General features: G+C 69.2%; 17 protein-coding genes. 7 read left to right on the top strand and 10 right to left on the bottom strand.

Annotation, left to right across the window (positions count from 1 at the left end; all coding sequences use genetic code 11):
- Positions 1 to 4 precede the first annotated feature (4 nt).
- Positions 5 to 922: a methylenetetrahydrofolate reductase [NAD(P)H] gene (gene metF / locus JOF29_RS39865; RefSeq protein WP_209699476.1), complete on the bottom strand. Its 918-nt coding sequence runs from the start codon at positions 920 to 922 to the stop codon at positions 5 to 7.
- A 58-nt stretch (positions 923 to 980) separates the two neighbouring features.
- Here metF and JOF29_RS39860 point away from each other — a divergent pair, with 58 nt between their 5' ends.
- The gene (locus JOF29_RS39860) at positions 981 to 2,048 is read left to right on the top strand and encodes a polyprenyl synthetase family protein (RefSeq protein ID WP_307863931.1); all 1,068 of its coding nucleotides are present in this window, start codon (positions 981 to 983) and stop codon (positions 2,046 to 2,048) included.
- Positions 2,049 to 2,061: 13 nt separating this feature from the next.
- On the opposite strand, the gene JOF29_RS39855 is transcribed toward JOF29_RS39860, so the two are convergent.
- From JOF29_RS39855 to thiE, 3 genes are read right to left on the bottom strand one after another with little or no spacing between them, the layout of a single operon-like run.
- The gene (locus JOF29_RS39855; RefSeq protein ID WP_209699474.1) at positions 2,062 to 2,478 is read right to left on the bottom strand and encodes a barstar family protein; all 417 of its coding nucleotides are present in this window, start codon (positions 2,476 to 2,478) and stop codon (positions 2,062 to 2,064) included.
- Positions 2,475 to 2,897, bottom strand: a complete 423-nt coding sequence (locus JOF29_RS39850) for a guanyl-specific ribonuclease (protein ID WP_307863929.1) — start codon at positions 2,895 to 2,897, stop codon at positions 2,475 to 2,477. The genes JOF29_RS39855 and JOF29_RS39850 overlap by 4 nt, the downstream gene beginning before the upstream one ends.
- On the bottom strand, positions 2,894 to 3,535 hold the full coding sequence (gene thiE, locus JOF29_RS39845) for a thiamine phosphate synthase (protein WP_209699473.1): 642 nt from the start codon (positions 3,533 to 3,535) through the stop codon (positions 2,894 to 2,896). Before thiE ends, JOF29_RS39850 begins: the two co-directional genes overlap by 4 nt.
- A 42-nt stretch (positions 3,536 to 3,577) precedes the next feature.
- Here thiE and thiO point away from each other — a divergent pair, with 42 nt between their 5' ends.
- From thiO to JOF29_RS39820, 5 genes are all read left to right on the top strand, one after another.
- Positions 3,578 to 4,705, top strand: a complete 1,128-nt coding sequence (gene thiO, locus JOF29_RS39840) for a glycine oxidase ThiO (RefSeq protein WP_209699472.1) — start codon at positions 3,578 to 3,580, stop codon at positions 4,703 to 4,705.
- Positions 4,706 to 4,884: 179 nt separating this feature from the next.
- Positions 4,885 to 5,820 (top strand): lytic transglycosylase domain-containing protein, encoded by a 936-nt coding sequence (locus JOF29_RS39835; protein WP_209699471.1) that lies wholly within the window; start codon positions 4,885 to 4,887, stop codon positions 5,818 to 5,820.
- Between the two features lie 73 nt (positions 5,821 to 5,893).
- Positions 5,894 to 7,837: a Stk1 family PASTA domain-containing Ser/Thr kinase gene (gene pknB / locus JOF29_RS39830; protein ID WP_209699470.1), complete on the top strand. Its 1,944-nt coding sequence runs from the start codon at positions 5,894 to 5,896 to the stop codon at positions 7,835 to 7,837.
- Between the two features lie 108 nt (positions 7,838 to 7,945).
- On the top strand, positions 7,946 to 8,827 hold the full coding sequence (locus tag JOF29_RS39825; protein WP_209699469.1) for a DMT family transporter: 882 nt from the start codon (positions 7,946 to 7,948) through the stop codon (positions 8,825 to 8,827).
- Between the two features lie 21 nt (positions 8,828 to 8,848).
- Positions 8,849 to 10,045, top strand: coding sequence for a glycoside hydrolase family 15 protein (locus tag JOF29_RS39820; protein WP_209699468.1), 1,197 nt, complete (start codon positions 8,849 to 8,851; stop codon positions 10,043 to 10,045).
- Here the strand turns inward: JOF29_RS39820 and JOF29_RS39815 are convergent.
- Positions 10,042 to 11,112, bottom strand: a complete 1,071-nt coding sequence (locus JOF29_RS39815; protein WP_209699467.1) for a glycoside hydrolase family 172 protein — start codon at positions 11,110 to 11,112, stop codon at positions 10,042 to 10,044. The genes JOF29_RS39820 and JOF29_RS39815 overlap by 4 nt on opposite strands.
- Positions 11,113 to 11,169: 57 nt before the next feature.
- Positions 11,170 to 11,694, bottom strand: a complete 525-nt coding sequence (locus JOF29_RS39810; RefSeq protein ID WP_209699466.1) for a histone H3 family protein — start codon at positions 11,692 to 11,694, stop codon at positions 11,170 to 11,172.
- A gap of 140 nt (positions 11,695 to 11,834) precedes the next feature.
- Here JOF29_RS39810 and JOF29_RS45785 point away from each other — a divergent pair, with 140 nt between their 5' ends.
- A complete protein-coding gene (locus JOF29_RS45785; RefSeq protein ID WP_307863928.1) occupies positions 11,835 to 14,954 on the top strand; it encodes an amidohydrolase family protein in 3,120 nt (1,039 codons plus the stop codon).
- Positions 14,955 to 14,971: 17 nt separating this feature from the next.
- Here JOF29_RS45785 and JOF29_RS39800 read toward each other — a convergent pair whose 3' ends face one another.
- The 4 genes from JOF29_RS39800 to JOF29_RS39785 form a co-directional block, all read right to left on the bottom strand.
- Positions 14,972 to 16,081, bottom strand: coding sequence for a Gfo/Idh/MocA family protein (locus tag JOF29_RS39800; RefSeq protein WP_209699465.1), 1,110 nt, complete (start codon positions 16,079 to 16,081; stop codon positions 14,972 to 14,974).
- Positions 16,082 to 16,091: 10 nt separating this feature from the next.
- Positions 16,092 to 16,484 (bottom strand): hypothetical protein, encoded by a 393-nt coding sequence (locus JOF29_RS39795; protein WP_209699464.1) that lies wholly within the window; start codon positions 16,482 to 16,484, stop codon positions 16,092 to 16,094.
- Positions 16,485 to 16,611: 127 nt separating this feature from the next.
- Positions 16,612 to 17,280 carry an SAM-dependent methyltransferase gene (locus tag JOF29_RS39790; RefSeq protein WP_245359889.1) on the bottom strand — a complete coding sequence of 223 codons (669 nt, stop codon included), beginning with the start codon at positions 17,278 to 17,280 and terminating at the stop codon, positions 16,612 to 16,614.
- Positions 17,281 to 17,982: 702 nt separating this feature from the next.
- Positions 17,983 to 18,126 (bottom strand): hypothetical protein, encoded by a 144-nt coding sequence (locus tag JOF29_RS39785; protein ID WP_209699462.1) that lies wholly within the window; start codon positions 18,124 to 18,126, stop codon positions 17,983 to 17,985.
- Positions 18,127 to 18,598: the final 472 nt, after the last annotated feature.

The following is an 18,598-nucleotide window of genomic DNA, read 5'->3' as shown; positions in this document are numbered from 1 at the left end:
TGCGTCAGGATACGACGGAGCTGCGCAGGTTGAGGAAGACCTGTCGTGTCGCGGTGGATCTGTTCAAGGTAATGAAATGAATGCCGGGTGCGCCGCCGGCGAGCAGGCGCTCGCACAGCTCGGTGGCGATCTCGATGCCGGCCTCGCGGACCGCGGCCGGATCGTCCTCGACCGCGTGCAGCCGGTCGGTGACGGGCGCCGGCAGCGCCATGCCGGTGAGCTCGGCCATCCGCTGGATCTGCTTGATGTTCGTCACCGGCATGATGCCGGGCAGCACCGGGATGTCGCAGCCGAGCGCGGCCGCCCGGTCGACCAGCCGGAAGTAGTCGTCGGCGCCGAAGAACATCTGGGTGATGGCATAGTCCGCACCGGCCTGTGCCTTCGCGGCCAGCACCTGCGCGTCGGCCTCCCGCGAGACCGCCTCCGGATGCTTGTCCGGGAAGGCGGCGACGCCGACGCAGAAGTCGCCGAGCGAACGGATCAGCTCGACCAGCTCGATCGCGTGGTTCAGCCCGTCGGGATGCGCGACCCACGGCTGGCTCGGCCCGCCCGGCGGGTCGCCGCGGAGCGCGAGCATGTTCCGGACGCCGGATCCGGCGTACGCACCGATCACCGAGCGGAGCTCGTCGCGGGAGTGCGCGACACAGGTCAGGTGCCCGAGCGGTGTCAGCGAGGTGTCCTGCGCGACCCGCTCGGTGACCCGGATGGTGCCGTCCCGGGTGCTGCCGCCGGCGCCGTACGTGATCGAGACGAACGTCGGCCGGAGCTGCTCGATCTCGCGGATCGAGCGCCACAGCACCTCCTCCGCCTCGGGCGTCTTCGGTGGGAAGAACTCGAACGAGAAGGACCGCTCCCCGGACGCGAGCAGTTCACGGATCGTCGGCGCACCGCCGGGAAGCGTCGAGGGAAGTCCGTTCGCCATGCGCCTCAGGTTACCCGCGGTGAACCTGGCCGTCTGCCCACCGACTACGCTCCGAGACGTGGATGACGTGGACGTTCCGGCCGGGATCCAGCAGGCGCTGAGTGAGTTCCTCGACCGGCAGGAGCAGCGGCTGGCGGCGATCGGGCCGGAGCTGACCGAGCAGGTACAGGCGGCGCGCGACGCGACCAGCGGCGGGAAGCGGCTGCGGCCGTCGTTCTGCTACTGGGGTTACCGGGCCGCCGGCGGTGATCCGGAGCTGCCGATCCTGACCGCCGCGGCGAGCCTGGAGATGCTGCACGTCAGTGCTCTGGTGCACGACGACGTGATGGATTCCTCCGACGTACGCCGGGGCGCGCCGGCCGCTCACCGGCGCTTCGAAGCACTGCAGCGCGAGCGTGCCGAGAAGACCGGGCGCGGCGGTGACCCGGTCGGTTTCGGGGTCGGCGCCGCGATCCTGCTCGGCGACCTGTGCCTAATCTGGGCCGACGAGCTGCTGCACACGTCCGGCTTCGACGCGGCGGCGCTGGCCCGGGCCGAGCAGTACTTCGACGCAGTACGCGTCGAGGTGACCGCCGGGCAGTACCTCGACCTCGTCGCGCAGGCCAGCGGCGAGTCCGACATGGACCTCGCCCTGCGGGTTCTGCGGTACAAGTCGGCGACGTACACGATCGAGCGGCCGCTGCACATCGGCGCCGCACTGGCGGGTGGGGACGACCGGCTGGTCGCGTCGCTGTCCGGCTACGGGCTGCCGCTCGGCGAGGCGTTCCAGCTCCGGGACGACCTGCTCGGGGTGTTCGGCGACCCGGCACTCACCGGGAAGCCGGCCGGGGACGACCTGCGCGAGGGCAAGCGGACGGTGCTGATCGCGTACGCCGTCGACCACGCGTCGGAGATCCAGCTGACCGAGTTCAACCGGCTGTTCGGGCGTCCGGACCTGGACGACGACGAGATCCAGCTGCTCCGCGAGATCCTTCAGGACTCCCGCGCCGTCCAGGCCTGCGAGGAGCTGATCACCGATCGCACCGAGGACGCGCTGGACGCCCTCGACCGGGCGCCGCTGGCCGACGACACCGCCCGCAAGGCGCTCACCGACCTGGCGATCGCGGCCACTTCGCGGAACCTGTAAGCCGGACTCAGTCTCAAAAGTTGACTTGCGGCAACGAGCTCAACAGGTCCGGCGTGCTCGCCTCGGCGATCAGGACCCGGAGCTGGCCGGAGTTCGTGGTGTCCTCGGTGAAGATCTGCAGCGCGACGTCGACGGTGTCGTGGTCGTGCTCGAGCAGGTTCCGGATGCCGGTCCACAGCACCACCTCGGGAGTGCCGGTCGAGCGGTCGCTCAGCGAGTCGGCCAGCGCGTCCCAGTTCCGGCCGAACCAGCGCGGCAGGTCGAACGCCGTCGCGCACAGGTCCAGGAACCCGGTCTTGTCGTGGATCTCGCCGGTGTCCAGCAGCACGAACCCGAACCCGGCGGCGGCAGCTTCCCGCCGTACGTCGTCGGCGCCGGGAGCATCCGGCCAGCGGTACACCCCCGGCCGTAGCGCACTCAGCTTGCTCATGACGTGCCCCCGTTCTCCGCGATCCGGCGGAACGACTTGTAGTGGTCATCGGTGTAGTACCGCTCGCCCGTGTTCCCGGAGATGATCCGGCGGGCGCCGCGGTCCTTCGCCCCCGGCGTCTTCACCGTGTACTCGTGGTAGTAGCCGCGGTCGTGCTTGGGCAGGATCTTCTCCAGGTTGCCGAACACCACGCCGTCGCGGCTGTACGGGAACGGCCCGCCCTGGTCGACCAGCTTCAGCGTGTCCTGCGCCTCCTTCGGCAGGTCCGCGACCGCGACGTACTTGAGCCCACTGGCCGGATCGACGGACGCCGGCTTGGTGCCCGCGGAGCACCCGAACAGCGAGGCCGCCAGGGTGATCACCAGCATCGCGATCACCACGACCGCGACGATCTTCGCGGTCTTCTGGTTGTTGATCACCTGCTGAGCCTCCGGCTGAACCCGGCCGCCGCCGCGCCCGGGTCGTCCGCCTCGGTGATCGCGCGGACCACGACCACACGGGTCGCGCCGGCCTCGAGCACCTCGTCCAGCCGCTCCAGGTCGATACCGCCGATCGCGAACCAGGGCTTCGACTGCCGGCGGCCCGCGGCGTACGACACCAGCTCCAGCCCGGCCGCCTGGCGGCCAGGCTTCGTCGGCGTGGCCCAGGTCGGCCCGACGCAGAAGTAGTCCGAACCGACCTCGTCGACCGCGGCGTTCACCTGGCTGAACGAGTGCGTCGAACGCCCGACGATCGGCCCCGGCCCGACGATCGCCCGGGCCGCGTGCACCGGCAGGTCACGCTGCCCCAGGTGCAGCACGTCGGCGCCTGCCGCGAAGGCGAGGTCCGCACGGTCGTTGACCGCCAGCAGCTTGCCGTGCCGCTTGCAGGCGTCCGCGAACACCTCCAGCGCGGCCAGCTCGTCCGCGGCCTCCATCTCCTTCTGCCGGAGCTGCACGATGTCCACGCCACCGGCCAGCGCGGCGTCCAGGAACTGAGCGAGATCGCCCTGCTTCTCCCGCGCGTCCGTGCACAGGTACAGCCGGGCATCCGCGAGGCGGTCGGTGTGGTCAGTCACACCCCAAAGCCTGCCATGACCGGCCAGACGTAGGGTTGCGGCATGCCTGATGTAGTGGTGATAGGTGGCGGACTGATCGGGCTGGCGACAGCGTGGCGGCTGGCCGTGGACGGCCTTCAGGTCACCGTGTGCGACCCGACTCCTGGCGCGCAGACGTCGTACGTCGCGGCCGGCATGCTGGCCCCGGTCACCGAGGTGGAGTTCGGCGAGGACGACCTGCTCGCGCTCAACCTTGCCTCGGTCGACGCGTGGCCCGCCTTCGCCGCCGAGCTGGAGCAGCTGACCGGGCAACCGGCCGGGCTATACCAGACCGGCACCCTCTCGGTCGCGTACGACGTCGACGACATGGCAGTGCTCCGCCGCGTCGCGGACTACCAGCGGCGGCTCGGCCTGGAGGTGGAGGAGCTGTCCGGTCGGGACGCCCGCCGCCGCGAGCCCATGCTCGCCACAGGGGTCTCCGGCGGCGTGTGGGTCCCAGGTGATCACTCCGTCGACAACAGGCAGGCCCTCGCGACACTTTTGAAGGCCCTTGAGCTGTCCGGCGTCGAGCTGATCCGGCGGCGCGTGACGCGGGTCATCACCTCCGGTACGACGGCAACCGGCGTACAGCTCGACAACGGCGACACGGTGGACGCGGGGCAGATCGTCGTGGCGGCGGGGCCGTGGTCGTCGCAGCTGGACGGCGTACCGGAAGAACTGCGGCCATCGGTACGTCCGGTGAAGGGCGAGGTACTGCGCTTGCGGGTTCCCGAGGCGTACCGCCCGGCGCTGCAGCACACCGTACGGGCGACTGCCCGCGGCTTCTCGGTGTATCTCGTACCGCGGCCAGGTGGCGAGCTGGTGGTCGGTGCGACGAGTACCGAGCTCGGCTACGACACCCGCGTGCTCGCCGGCGGCGTGTTCAACCTGCTCCGCGATGCGCGGACGGTGCTGCCGATCATCGACGAGCTGGAGCTGGTCGAGACGATCGCGGGTCTGCGGCCCGCGACGCCGGACAACGCGCCGGTGCTCGGCCCGTCCGGCCTGGATCGGTTGCTCTGGGCAACCGGCCACTACCGGAACGGCGTCCTGCTGACGCCGGTCACCGCACAGGTGCTGGCCGACACCATCCGCACCGGGACGCTCCCGGACGTCGCAAAACCCTTCCTGGTCAGTCGGTTCGTCCGCTGACGCACAGATCGGCACAGTTGCCGTCAGCAACCGGAATGATTGTGAACGACAACAATGTAGTTCAGCGTTGAATTGTAACCTTTACGTTACAGGCGTAACACTGACCCCATCAGCACCTGTTGTCACATCAGCATCAGCACATAGGGTCAGGTGACGTTTACAACGGGGAGTTGGTTGCAATGCGCAACGTTGTTCGGATCCTGACCGGGATCGCGGTCCCGGTGCTGGCCGCGGCCGTGATCACCGCGGGCTCGCCGGGGCTCGGCGCCTACAAGGTCAAGCAGGGTGACACCCTCAGCCACATCGCCGGCCGCTACGGCACCACGGTCAGTAACCTGGTCGCGCTGAACAAGCTCCCGGGCAATGGCAACGCGATCTACGCCGGCGAGGTCCTCAAGGTGCCCGCGACCAGCACCGCGGAGACACCGGCGAAGCGGTCACAGCTCGGCCGGGTGACGTACGTCGTGAAGTCCGGCGACACGATCTCCGGGATCGCGAAGCGCTTCAACTGCTCCCAGGCGAACCTGCTCGCCGCCAACAAGCTGAAGCCGAGCGACCCGATCTTCGCCGGCAAGTCACTGCAGGTCCCGGTGAAGATCCGGCCCAAGGCGCGGACCGACAACACGTTCGCCGGCCGCACGTACGCGGACCACATCGTCGCCCAGGCGAACCGCAACCGGGCGATCCTGAAGCAGCGCAAGCAGCCGACCCGGACCCAGATGCGGTCACTGATCGTGAGTGCGTCGAAGCGGTACGGAGTCGACCCGCAGCTCGCGCTCGCCGTCGCGTGGCAGGAGTCCGGCTGGAAGCAGCGCGTGGTCTCCCCCGCGAACGCGATCGGCGCCATGCAGGTGATCCCGTCCACCGGCCGGTTCGCCTCCCGGATCGTCGGCCGCGATCTGGACCTGCTGAACGCGCACGACAACGTCACCGCGGGCGTCGTACTGCTCAGCCGCCTGACCGGGGCCGCCAAGCTGGACATCGCGGTGGCCGGCTACTACCAGGGTCTCGGCGGGGTGAAGAAGAACGGCATGTACGCCGACACCAAGGCGTACGTGACCAACGTGCTCCGGATCAAGGCCCAGCTGGAACGCGGCTGGGACCCCCTGCGGTGAGCCTGGCTCAGTAACGCTGCGGCGTTATCTACACTCTCTCCAGAACGGTTTGGGGAGAGGCGGCGCACCGCAAGTGACGGACGACGTGGACACGCAGGTCAGCGACCGCCTCGTCGGGCGCGTGCTCGACGGTCGGTACCGCGTGGGCGCGCGCGTCGCGAAGGGCGGGATGGCCACCGTCTACCAGGCGCTCGACATGCGGCTGGACCGGACCGTCGCGCTCAAGGTGATGCACGACGGGCTCGGTGACGACGCCCAGTTCACCCGCCGGTTCGTGGCCGAGGCCCGGGCCGCCGCCAAGCTGTCCAACCCGAATGTGGTGGCCGTCTTCGACCAGGGCGACGACGACGGCACGCTGTTCCTGGCGATGGAGTACGTCCCCGGCCGCACGCTGCGGGACATCATCCGCGAGGAGGCCCCGCTCTCCCCCGCCCGCGCGCTGGACCTGCTGACCCCGGTCCTGTCCGCGCTCTCGGCCGCCCACGACGCGGGCATCGTGCACCGCGACATCAAGCCTGAGAACGTGCTGATCTCCGACAAGGGCACGGTGAAGGTCGCCGACTTCGGCCTGGCCCGCGCGGTCAGCGCCAGCGGCAACACCGCCACCCAGGGCCTGCTGATGGGCACGGTGTCGTACCTGGCGCCCGAGCTGGTCACCGACGGCAGCGCCGACGCCCGGTCGGACGTGTACTCGGCGGGCATCCTGCTGTACGAGATGCTCACCGGCAACAAGCCGCACTCCGGCGACACGCCCATCCAGGTCGCCTACGCGCACGTCCACAACGACGTACCGCCGCCGTCGCTCGAGCAGCCCGGGATCCCGCCGTACGTCGATGCGCTCGTGCAGCGTGCCACGGCGCGGGACCGGGATCTGCGGCCGACCGACGCGCGGGTGTTCAGCCGGCAGGTGCACCGGGTCCGCAGCGCGCTCGGCGAGGGGCTGCCGGACGACCCGGAGCTGACCGGCGACCTGACCGTGCCGATCCAGCAGATCCGGCAGGACAGCGGGTACGACGACGGGTACACGCGCGGCGAGCCGATCCGGCACGAGACGATCGTCGTACCGGTCGAGCACGGGCGGCCAACGGGCGCTCCCGCCGAGCCACCGGTGAAAACGCCGACGCCACCGCGGCGCAGATCGCGCGGGCCGATCGCGCTGATCGTGATCCTGGTGCTGGCGGTCGGCATCGGGACCGCCGCCTGGTACTACGGCATCCACCGCTACACGACCACGCCGTCGCTCGTGGGGATGGAGCCCGCGGCGGCCGCGGCCGCGGCGGAGAAGGCCGGGCTGAAGACGAGCCTGGACAACCAGGACTTCTCGGAGGACATCCGCAAGGGCGAGGTGATGCGTACCGATCCGGCGCCGGGCGACCGGATCCGGAAGAACGGCGACATCGGCCTCACCGTCTCGAAGGGACCCGAGCGGTACCGGGTGCCGCAGCTCGTCGGCCTGCAGCTGGACGCGGCGCAGCAGGCGCTGTCGCCGATCAAGCTGATCACCGGGCAGATCACCGAGCAGTACGACGAGACCGTCCCGCAGGGGCGGGTGATCGCGATCAGCCCGAAGTTCAACACGGTCGTGAAGCCCGGGACCGCGGTGAACTTCGCGGTCAGCAAGGGCAAACGGCCGATCGGCGTTCCCGATCTGACCGGCAAGCCGTACCGGGACGCGAACAAGGACCTGAAGAAGCTCGGGTTCGTCGTCACGCGCAGCACGCAGTACGACGAGAAGGTCCCCGAGGGCGCTGTGATCAGCCAGACGCCGAACAACGGCACCCTGTTCGCCAAGGACAAGGTCGCGCTGGTCGTCTCGCTCGGGCCGCCGCTGGTCGACGTACCGAACGTGAAGAAGAAGACCACCGCCGAGGCGCAGCAGATCCTCACCGGCGCCGGTTTCAAGGTCACCGTCCAGACGGCGCCGTTCAACCTCGGCCTGAACATCGTCGCCGCGCAGAACCCCGGTCCCGGCCAGAAGGTGAAACCCGGCAGCACGATCGTGATCACCGTCCTCTGACCCCCGTTGTGCCTTGCATACCCACGCCCGGGCTTCTGCTCCTTCCTTTCGCCTCCCCTGGAGGTGCCGTTTTGCCTTGCAAGTAAGGGATCTGATCTGATGTAAGGCGTGAATCACCCTCGTGTTGCTGTACTGGCGTTGCTGGCTGTCGCGGCGGCCTGGGGGTCGACGTTCTTCCTGACCAAGGACCTGCTCACCAGGATGGACGTCGCCGACTACCTGGCGTTGCGGTTCCTGATCGCGTCGGTCGCGCTGCTCCTGATCCACCCGCCCGCGATCGCCCGGCTCAGCCGCCTGGACCGCGGCCGGGCCGTTGCCCTCGGCATCACGTACGGCATCGCCCAGCTGGTCCAGACCGAGGGCCTGCGGCACACGTCGGCGAGCGTGTCCGGGTTCGTCACCGGCATGTACGTCGTGTTCACGCCGCTGCTCGCCGCGGTCATCCTGCGGCACCGGATCGGGCGCTGGGCCTGGGTCGCTGTGATCCTCGCCACGGTCGGTCTCGGCGTACTGTCGCTGCGCGGGTTCAGTCTCGGCACCGGCGAGCTGCTCACGCTCGCGTCCGCCGGCCTGTATGCGCTGCACATCATCGGCCTCGGCGCGTGGTCCACCCCCAAGAACGCCTTCGGCCTGTCGTCGTTGCAGATGATCGTGATCACCTGCACGTGCGCGGTCGGCGCGATCCCTGGCGGGTTCTCGGTGCCTTCCTCCGGCCGTGACTGGATCAGCGTGGTCTACATGGCGCTGGTCGCCGGGGCGCTCGCGCTGATCGTGCAGACCTGGGCACAGGCACACCTGACTCCCACCCGCGCGGCGATCGCGATGACAATGGAGCCGGTGTTCGCGTCGGCGTTCGCAGTGCTGTTCGGTTCGGACAGCCTGACCTGGAGAATGCTGGTCGGCGGCGCACTGGTGGTGTCGGCGATGTATCTGGTCGAGCTGGCACCACGACGCAAGTTCGAGGCGGAAGTGCAGCACCTGGCTCAGTAGCGTGCACGGGAGGGAGGGACCATGCGGGAGAACCGGTCACGCGATCGGTGGTTCCCGTACGTCGTGATCACCCTGCTGCTGGCGGTGCTCGCCGGCGGGACGACCAGCGGCCTGGTCCGGCACCCGCAGCCGCAACTGGTCTCCGAGGGCATCCGGCATGCGTCGGTGCGCTCGGCTCTCGGGAATGAGCCGTACGACGACATGGTGCGGCACGCGCTGGCCGACCTCGACGCGCTCACGCTCCCGAACGGCGCCACCCTGGCCGGCCGGAACGGTCCGTGGCGGTACGTGTGGCCGCGGGACGCGTCGTTCGTCGCCGTCGCCCGGTGCGCGATCGGGCAGTACGACAAGGCGCTCGACGTACTGGCGTTCCTCAACCGCGTGCGGCCGGCGAGCGGGCGGTGGGAGGCGCGGTACACGGAGACCGGGGCGCACGTCGGCGACGGCCGTACGCCGCAACTGGACGGGTCCGGGTGGGTGCTGTGGGCGACGTGGTTCTGCCGCGCGGGCGACAAGTACTGGGACATGGTCCGCCAGTCCGCCGACGAGATCGTGTCCGAGCTCGGCCCGAACGGTCTGCCGGGTGCCTCGCCGGACTACTGGGAGCGGCCCGAGCGCGACGTCACGCTCGGCACCGTCGCCCCGCTGCTGACCGGGCTCCGCGCCGCGGCCGGGATCGCCACGACGCTGCACCATTCACCGGAGGCCGCGCGCTGGTGGACCGCCGCGGAAAAGTTGTCCGCGGCAATCGATCGGGTGTTCGGCCCGGACTATCCGCGGATCCCGGCGGAGGCCACCAGTTTCGTCGAGCCCGGCGTCGAGCCGGTGTCGCTGGAAGGCGGCCGGGACGCGATCGTCACCGTTCTCGGCCCGCCGTTCGCACCGGCCCGTCCGGTGGTCAGCATGGCGATCGACGCCGCGTACGACGTACTGACGCAACCCAACGGCGGAGTGACACCAGGAGAGGACTGGAGGGCGGACGGGGTGTCGTGGACACCCCAGACCGCCCTCTTCGCGCTGAGCGCGGCAGCACGTGGTGATCAGGCCACGGCCACCGCGCTTCTCACGTGGCTGGACCACCACCGCACCACGGCCGGAGCGCTCCCCGAGAAGGTGAACCGCGACCTGCAGCCGGCTGGCGAGGCTCCGCTCGCCTGGACCGCGGCCCTGGTCATCCTTACCGACTCAGCCCTGCAGAACCCGTTGCCGATCCCCTAGCAGATCTCCATGTCGTCATGGCTCGGGGTAACGGGCCGGTTGGTGCTGGTCTTGCCGGAGTAGAAGAACGCGGTCGACGCGATATCGTCCTGGAGCGGGAGGTACCGGCCGCCGGAGCGCCAGCCCAGGGCCTGTACGTCGACGCGCAGCCGCTCCTTGAAGCGGATCGGGTCCGGCAGGTGGAACCGGTACATGCCGAAGCGCTGCTGGCTCTGGTACTGCCCGTCCGGGCGGATCACCTGCGGCATCCCGAGGTACGGCGTACTGAACTCGGTGTAGCCGCCCAGGTGGGGGACGTCGAAGTTCCAGGCACCGCCGAAGTAGTCCTCGGTCCCGGTGCCGCAGATGGTCGGGAACTCGTCGTCACCGTCGACGTAGAACTTCACCTCGCCCTCGCCCCACCAGCCGGTGCTGTTGACGCCCCACGCGACGTACGTCCCCACGTAGTGTCCGGGCCCTTCCACACCGTCCAGCAGCGTGTGAACGGTCTTGGCCTCGAGCGGGTTGCTCCGGCGCCACTGGGCGTGCAGGTACGCCGCCTTGTCCGGTACGGCACCCAGCCAGTAGTCCACCTGGAAGTACACGACCACGGGCTCGTCGTGGGTGTTCTCGATGGTCAGCTTGGCCTGCTGGTTGAACGGCATCTCCCAGTAGCAGTTGAACCCGCCGTTCGGGTTCACCGCGACCGGCAGCGAGTTGACCTGGGCGAACTTGCCCCAGCCCGAGCAGAAGAAGTCGCCGACCGGCGTCTCTACCGCGGGCGCGTCGTCGCCGTCCCAGAACGCCCGCAGCACCAGCCGGCGCCAATAGTCGACGTGCGTGGTCAGCCAGATGTGCGTGATGCACCCCGACCCGGCGATGTCCGCGAGCGTCGCGGTCTCCCCCGGCCCGATCTCGATCGACGGCGAGACCTTCCACCCCTGCCCGAGGTCCCGGGCCGCGTGCGCTCCCGTCCCCTCGGTCCGCCGCCCACCCTGACCGGGCTCGCCGGTCGGGTTCTCCGCACTGATGGAACGCGTCTCGACGTCGGCGAGCGCGCTGATACCGGTGAGGTTCCCAAGAGTCATACCCGCGACCCTAGCGGTCCCGGAGCCTATGAGAAATCGATTGCCCGCAACTCGGACTCAGCAGGGGCGGACCTTGGCCTCGAGGCCGGTGAAGGAGAGGCAGGCCCAGGGGCGGCCGTGGTCGCGCTTGGCGCGGACGATGAGTGGGTAGGCGTCCGTGCCGTGCACCTCCGGGGTCTTGCCGGTCGGGAGCGACCCGATGGCTCCCCCGCGCGCCTCGGCGGCCGCCTTCACGTCGGCGACGCCGACCGTACTCCGGCCGCCCTTCTGCGCCGCGGCCTTCGCGTCGGTCGCGATCTGCAACGCGAACTTGATCTCCGGCGGCTTCGACCACGTCGTCTGCGTCACCGGGATCACCACCCCGAACATCGCCAGCCCCACCGCGGTGATGATCTGCCGCAGCCGCCGGGTCTGATCGGCCAGCAGCAGCGCGGCGCAGCACACCGCGAGGATGACCGTGAGGCCGCGCAGGATCCAGTGCCGGTCGAGCCGGCCGTCCACCGCGAGTCCGGCCGCGACGGCGATCACCAGGCAGAGCACGGCCGCACCGAGCGCCCGGGCCCGTGGAGACAGAGATTGCATGCCGCAGACGATAGACGCTCACCGTTCGTCGCACGCTAGCGCCCGTTGGGCGCGAGGCGCGCCGGTCAGGATCGTGTGATGCGGATGGTCCTGGCAGATTCGGAGGGGTCCCACCGCCCCCTAGGGATTGGATCCGGATCGTGAGCGATGTGACCGAGGACCCTGGACCGTGGAGCATCTCGCGGCGTCGTGCGCTCCAGCTCAGCGGAGGCGTCGCTGCCGTCGGCGCCGTACAACTACCGGCGCAGGCAGGACCTCCGCCGGCCGGCAACCAGGCTGTACTCCGGGAAGGCACCAACTTCATGGTGGCGGTGTCGCCGGACGGGAAGTGGCTGGCGTTCGACCTGGCGACGGCGATCTGGGTGACGCCGGCCGCGGGCGGAACTTCGCGGCGGCTCACCGACGACCTGCAGGACGCCACCCGGCCGCGCTGGTCGCCGGACGGGAAGTGGATCGTCTTCCAGTCGTACCGCGACGGCAACTTCCACTTGTGGACAATCCGGCCCGATGGCAGCGGGCTCCGGCAGCTGACCACCGGACGGTACGACCACCGCGAGCCGCAGGTCACGCCCGACGGCCGATCGATTGTGTTCTCCTCCGACCGCGGCGGCAACGGCAGCTACGGAATTCACCGGCTCGTGCTCGCGAGTGGCACGAGCGTGGCGCTCACCGACGAGCCGAGCGAGGAAGCCGAGCCGGTCGTATCGCCGGACGGTACGAAGGTCGCCTTCACCGTCGACACCGGCTCCATCGTCGAACTAGACCTCACCACCAGGGCCCGTACGACGCTCGTCGCGGCGCAGACCGGGATCAGCCTGTTCGGGCCGTCGTACTCCCCCGTCGGCAAGCTGGCCTACGTCCGGCTCACGGGACCGGCCTGCAATCTGATTGTTGACAATCTGCAAGTGACGACAGGCAAGGACGTTTTCGCCCTCCCGCCGTCCTGGGCGTCTGCAACCGACGTGTTCTACACGGCCGACGGCACGGTGCATCGCTACCACGTCGGCGGCGAGCACACCGTCGTACCGTTCGCGGCCACTGTGCCGGTGACGTCGAAGCGGCCGCGGCCGAAGGCGCCGGACCTCGAGTCGACGGCGAAGCGGACGGTCCGCGGGATCGCGAGTCCGACCGTGTCGCCGGACGGGAAGTGGCTCGCGTTCCGGGCGTTGAACGCGCTCTGGCTGGCGGCGGCCGACGGCAAGGGCCGGCCGCGCACGTTGGTTGCAGACGGCTACTTCAACTCGGATCCCGACTTCTCGCCCGACGGCAAGAAGTTGCTCTACGCAAGCGATCGCGACGGTACGGCGGACCTCTGGTTGCACGACCTGGCGACCGGCACGGACACGAAACTCTCAGGCCTGCCCGGCGCCCAGACCGCGCCGCGCTTTTCGCCGGACGGCCGGCAGATCGCCTACCAGGACCAGGACGGGATCGCCCGGGTTCTGGACATCGCATCCGGTCAGCTTCGCCAGCTCACGCCGACCCTGTTCCAGCCCGGCCGGGTCAGCTGGTCGCGCGACGGCCGCACCCTCGTCCTGGCCGCCGTCAAGCCCTTCTCCAAACGTTTCCGCGAGGGCACCAGCCAACTCCTGTACGTCGACGTCGCGACCGCCGCGCTCGAGTACGTCGAGCCGATGCCGTTCCGCTCGCTGGCCACCCGCGGCGATGACGGCCCGGTCTTCTCCCCTGACGGTGCCCACCTCGCCTTCGTCGTCGAGAGCCTGCTGTACGTCGTACCCGTCGACACCCGTGGCCGTTTCACCGGCGAGCCACGGGCGATCACCAGCGAGGTCACGGACTCGCCGGCCTGGCAGGACGACCAGACCCTGCTCTACCTGTCGAACGGAAAGTTGCGCAGGACAACGATCACCGGCGGCCCGGCGGAGACCGTCCGGCTCGATCTCCAGTACCGGCGGGCCACGATCAACCAGCACGTCACGATCCACGCCGGTGCGCTCTGGGACGGCCGCGCGACCACGCTCCGCCACGACGTCGACGTCGTACTGGACGGCTCGCGGATCGCCGCCGTACGTCCGCATCAAGGTCGCGCCGATGTCGATGCGTCGAAGCTGACCGTGATGCCGGGGCTGATCGATGCACACAACCATTGGCACCTTCGCGGCCGGGCCTGGGGTGCGCGTCAGGGGAACCTGTGGCTGGCGTACGGCATCACGACCACCCGCTCCCCGGGCGACCCGGTGTATCAGATGCAGGAGACCCGGGAGGCGCTCGCGAACGGGACGCTCAGGGGGCCGCGGTACTTCGCGACGGGCGAGGCGATCGACGGGTCGCGGGTGTTCTACAACTTCATGCGTCCGACGCTGTCGGTGCGGCAGCTCGGTCTGGAGCTCGACCGGGTCGAGGGGCTGGCGTACGACCTGGTGAAGACCTACGTGCGGTTGCCGATCGAGTACCAGCGCCGGGCGATTGCCGCCGTACATCGGTTGGGGCTGCAGTTGTCGTCGCACTACCTCTACCCGGCCGAACACCTCGGCATGGACGGCATGGAACACACCGGCGCTACGAACCGGCTCGGGTACTCGCACACGGTCAGCCGGCTCGGCCGCGCGTACGCCGATGTGGTGGCGCTGTTCACACGCGCCGGTCTGTCCGTGACGCCGACGTTGTTCAACTCGACGATGGCGCACGTCGACGACCCGTCGCTGCTGACGGATCGCCGTACGACGACCCTCTACCCGTCGTGGGAGTACGACGCCTTGATCGCCAAGGTGAACACCGCCAAGGGCCCGGCCGGCATCACCACCCGCGAACTCCTGCGCGGCAACGTCGACATGGTGCTACGGATCCACCGCGGCGGCGGCCTGGTCATCTCCGGCACCGATACGCCGCTCGACAACATGGCGGTCTCGCTCCATGCCAACCTGCGGTCGATGGTCGCCGGCGGCTTCACGCCGTACGAGGCCCTCACCACCGCAACCCACAACCCGGCCAGGTGGCTCAACCTCGAGGACAAGCTGGGCGTCGTCAGGCCCGGCGCCCAGGCCGATCTGTCGTTCGTCGCCGGAGATCCGCTCGCAGACATCCGCGCGGCCGCCGCTGTCGAGCAGGTGATGATCGCGGGCAACCTCCATACAGTCGACGAACTGCTGGCGCCGTACACCACCAGCAACCGGGTCGAACCCGCGGTCCGGACGGCCAGCGCCCCGCAACCGCTCACCCGGGAGCAGGCGCACGCTCACGACGACGCCTACTGGTGGCACGAGCCCGAATGGCTCCACCGAGCCTGCTGCGAGGGCTGACCGAGCCGAGAGGTCCGTCAGAACGTGGTCGTGAGGTCCTGCGTCCGGCCGGTGGCGGAGGCGCGGTAGGCCGACTCGATGATGTCGATCACGTGGCGGGCGTGTTCGGCGGTGACGATCGACGGCTTGCCGTCGCGGACCCAGTCGACGAGTTGCATGACGTCCTCGTACACGTGCTGCTCCTCGATCTCCCGATGGACGCCGGTCACGTGCGGAAGCAACGCCTGGTTCCCCGGGCCGCGGGGCGACAGCTCGGCCGGGTCGCGGTGCGGGAAGTCGAAGGGCTCGTCGTTCAGCAGCAGGCCGTCGATCGTTCCCGCCGTACCGTAATAGGCCCCGCCGAAACCGCCGCGCATCCCGCCCGCGGCGGTCCCGGTCGCGACACAGAACAGGTTGTCACCGAAGTCGATCAGCATCACGGTGTTGTCGTCGGCGTCGGTCTGCACGTTGTTGCGGACCGGGACGCGTACGCCGGACATCGCCGTCACGCGCTTCGCCGGGCCGAGGATCCCGGTCACCGAGTGCAACGCGTACACGGTCATGTCGTAGACCGGCCCGCCGCCCGGTTTGCGGAAGTACCACGACGGATCGATGTTCGTCAGTACGTCGCTCCCGCCGCGGACCGACTCGTCCTCGTGATACGTGCCGAACGCCGCCCCGCAGCTCACCCACGACAACGTCCCGATCGCACCGTCCGCGATCAGCTCCCGCGTCCGCACGTGATGCGGCCGCAGCATCTCCCCCGGCGAGGCGACGATCCTCAGGTCACGGTCCTCGGCGAGCTCGATCAGCTCCGTCGCCTCGGCGACGGAGAGCGTCATCGTCTTGTTGAAATGCACGTGCTTCCCCGCCTGCAACGCGAGCTTCCCCTGCTCGTAGTGCAACCCGATCGGCGACGCGATCGTCACCGCGTCGACATCACCGTGCGCCAGCAGCTCCTCGTACTCCACGAACGCCCGCCCCACCCCGAACCGCCCGGCCGCAGCCTCCGCCCGCCCCACCACCGGATCACACACCGCCGCCAGCTCCACCCGCCCCGCAAGATCCCCCTGCGACAAATGCGGAAGCAACCCCCGAACCGAAATGCTCCCCGCCCCAACAACCCCAATCCGCACGCAATCCGCCATACCCACAATGCTATTCGCGCATCGACCGGGGCGTGATGGTCAAGCGCGCGGCGGTGAACTCCATGATCGCCGAGCACGTCGTGAGCTTGAACGCCTCCTCGCCGTCGTACTCGAAGTCCTCGACCTGACCCAGCGCATGGACCGGCGCCGCCGCCTCCTGGTTCCACCCGCGAATCGTGACCCCCTCGAAGCGCATCACGACCACAGGCGTCGGAGCCGCTGCCGCGGGCGTCCACGGCCGCTCGGTGTACTCGAACTGGAGAACCAAGACCCGATCGACCGGTCGCACTTCCGCGCTGGAGAGATCCATGTCGTGCAGGTACACAGGAACACCCTGGTCGGTCCAGAACTCGAACAACCCGGTGCCACCGCTGGCGAGGTCGTGCCGAGGATCGACGCTCACGCCGACGACCTCGGTCCGCCGGCGCGCGACACTTGCTGGTTCGTGCAAGCTGCCGTTTCCGCGATCCGCCGAGACGCCTGGGGTCTTCCTCCGTCGCCACCTGGCCATGCCCACAGTGTCGCAGTACCTAACTGTTCCGATGCGCGACGAGGCGAGTCAGACCTAGCGTTCGGCCGCCGTCACCGTGGAGCATGCGGGCTTCCTCGCGGCCCGGCGTACCACCGTCGAGATCGCAGGCCTCGTTCCACTGCAGCCAGTCGTCCCACCCGTGCGGCAACTGGTCAGCGACCTCGACCGTGACGAGTCCGGTCTTCTCCCAGTGCCGCCGCCACCAGGCCGGGCTGTGCCAGGCACAGAAGTCCCACTTCCAGTACTCCTCGAGATGCGCCGGCGGCAGTGTCTCGTACTCCTCGACCGGCCCCGGCTGGACGATCCCGATCCGACCGCCAGGCTTCACGAACCGCGAGAAATACCCCAGATACAGATCATCCGTCCCGAAGTAGTGATACGCGCCGATGCTGACCATCGCATCGAAGAACCCCTCGGCGTACGGCAACGACCGAGCCTCCGAGTAGACCGGATGAACCCGGCCCTCCACCCCGGCCTCAACCACCCGGCGCAGATTCTCCTCAGGCTTGATCCACAGATCGGTAGCCCAAACCTCGACCCCGAACTCCTTGGCCAGGAACACCGAACTGCAGGCATTCCCACACCCCAGGTCGAGCACCCGCATCCCCGGCTCGAGCGGCATCAACCCGACGAGCGCCTCCGCCTGCCACACCGGATTGGGCCCCATCGAAGCATCAACCATCCACCGGGCCGAGTATCCCGCAGCCCGCGGATACCGCTCATTCCTCAGCAGCACTTCAAGCTCAGCATCATCCATGCGCCCGAAGTCTCCGCGCACCACCCCACCCACGCAAACAGTTATTCACAGTTACCAGGTGAAGAACTCCGTGAGTACGTCGGCGAGCGCGGCGGGGTCCGCGACGTGGGCCTGACCGGTGACGATGCGGCGTTCACTGTTCGAGAGGGCTGCGCCGACGGCGTCTGCGGCCGCGTCGAAGAAGCCCAGCTGGGGCCGCGTCGTACGCCAGTGTCGGGGGCGAGCCCTTCCAGAGCGGCGACTCGCGAACCGCGGCGACCGCGTCGTCCGAAGACCCTGCCGGCTGCATGAACAACTGGACCGCCGCTCGACGTACGCCGTCCACTGGCCACCATCGCGTCGTCGCTCAGGTACGGAAGCTCGTACTCGGCGACTCGCGCAACAGGCAGCGTCGCCGCCGCATCCAGCACCAACGCGCCACCCGACGACGCGCCGAACACATGTGCAGGGTCCGTCCGCCTCCGCGAGCCTGAGACCGCGGAATCGGTGCGCAAACACCGCTTCGCCCCTAGCAGCACCTCCGCGTACGAGTTGACCGACCGGGGGCGCGACCTGGAGCCGGTGCTCACAGCCCTGGACCGACGATCGGCGACCCGCCGGACGGCAAGCGGTCTACGGGGTGACGGTGAGCTCCAGCGACGCGAGTCCTCCCTCGCCGGTCTCCGTCTGCAGCGCGATCACCAGGCTCCATCGGCCGGGCGGAACGGCGTACCCCAGTTGCGGAACCATCGACGCCGTACCGATCAGAACGGGCACCGGCCGACTCTCCTGAGCCCCAATCGCGAACCCGACCAGAGGCAAGGGTTGCGGGCCCGCGAACCGCCCGACCACGCGCCCCGAACTGTCGGTCACCACCGACGACAGTTCGCCCATAGTAAACAGCACCTGGTCGCGGGCGCTCCGATTCGTCACCAGCACGTCCCGCCTCGCATCCCACCCACTCCGAACCGTCAACGGAGCAAGGGCCTCCACATCGAACCCAAGATCCGCAGCCGGCTCCCCACGCAACTCAGGCACCCACACATTCCTGAGCAACTCCCTCGCCGGAAACCGCATCGCCCCCACATGCAACTCCACAAGCTCCGGATACCTCGCATGCAACCCGGCCGCAATCTCAGTAGCCCAAGCCGCCAGCATGATCCGAACCGGCGTCCGCGTCGGCTCACTCTCCGGATCCGGAAACGCCATCAACGCATCCGGCGCCTCCAGAATCAAGCGCCGCAACTCC

Source organism: Kribbella aluminosa (assembly GCF_017876295.1).
Classification (GTDB): Bacteria; Actinomycetota; Actinomycetes; order Propionibacteriales; family Kribbellaceae; genus Kribbella; species Kribbella aluminosa.
Note: the sequence above shows the minus strand (reverse complement) of the source record. Positions and strands in the feature narration are given on the sequence as shown.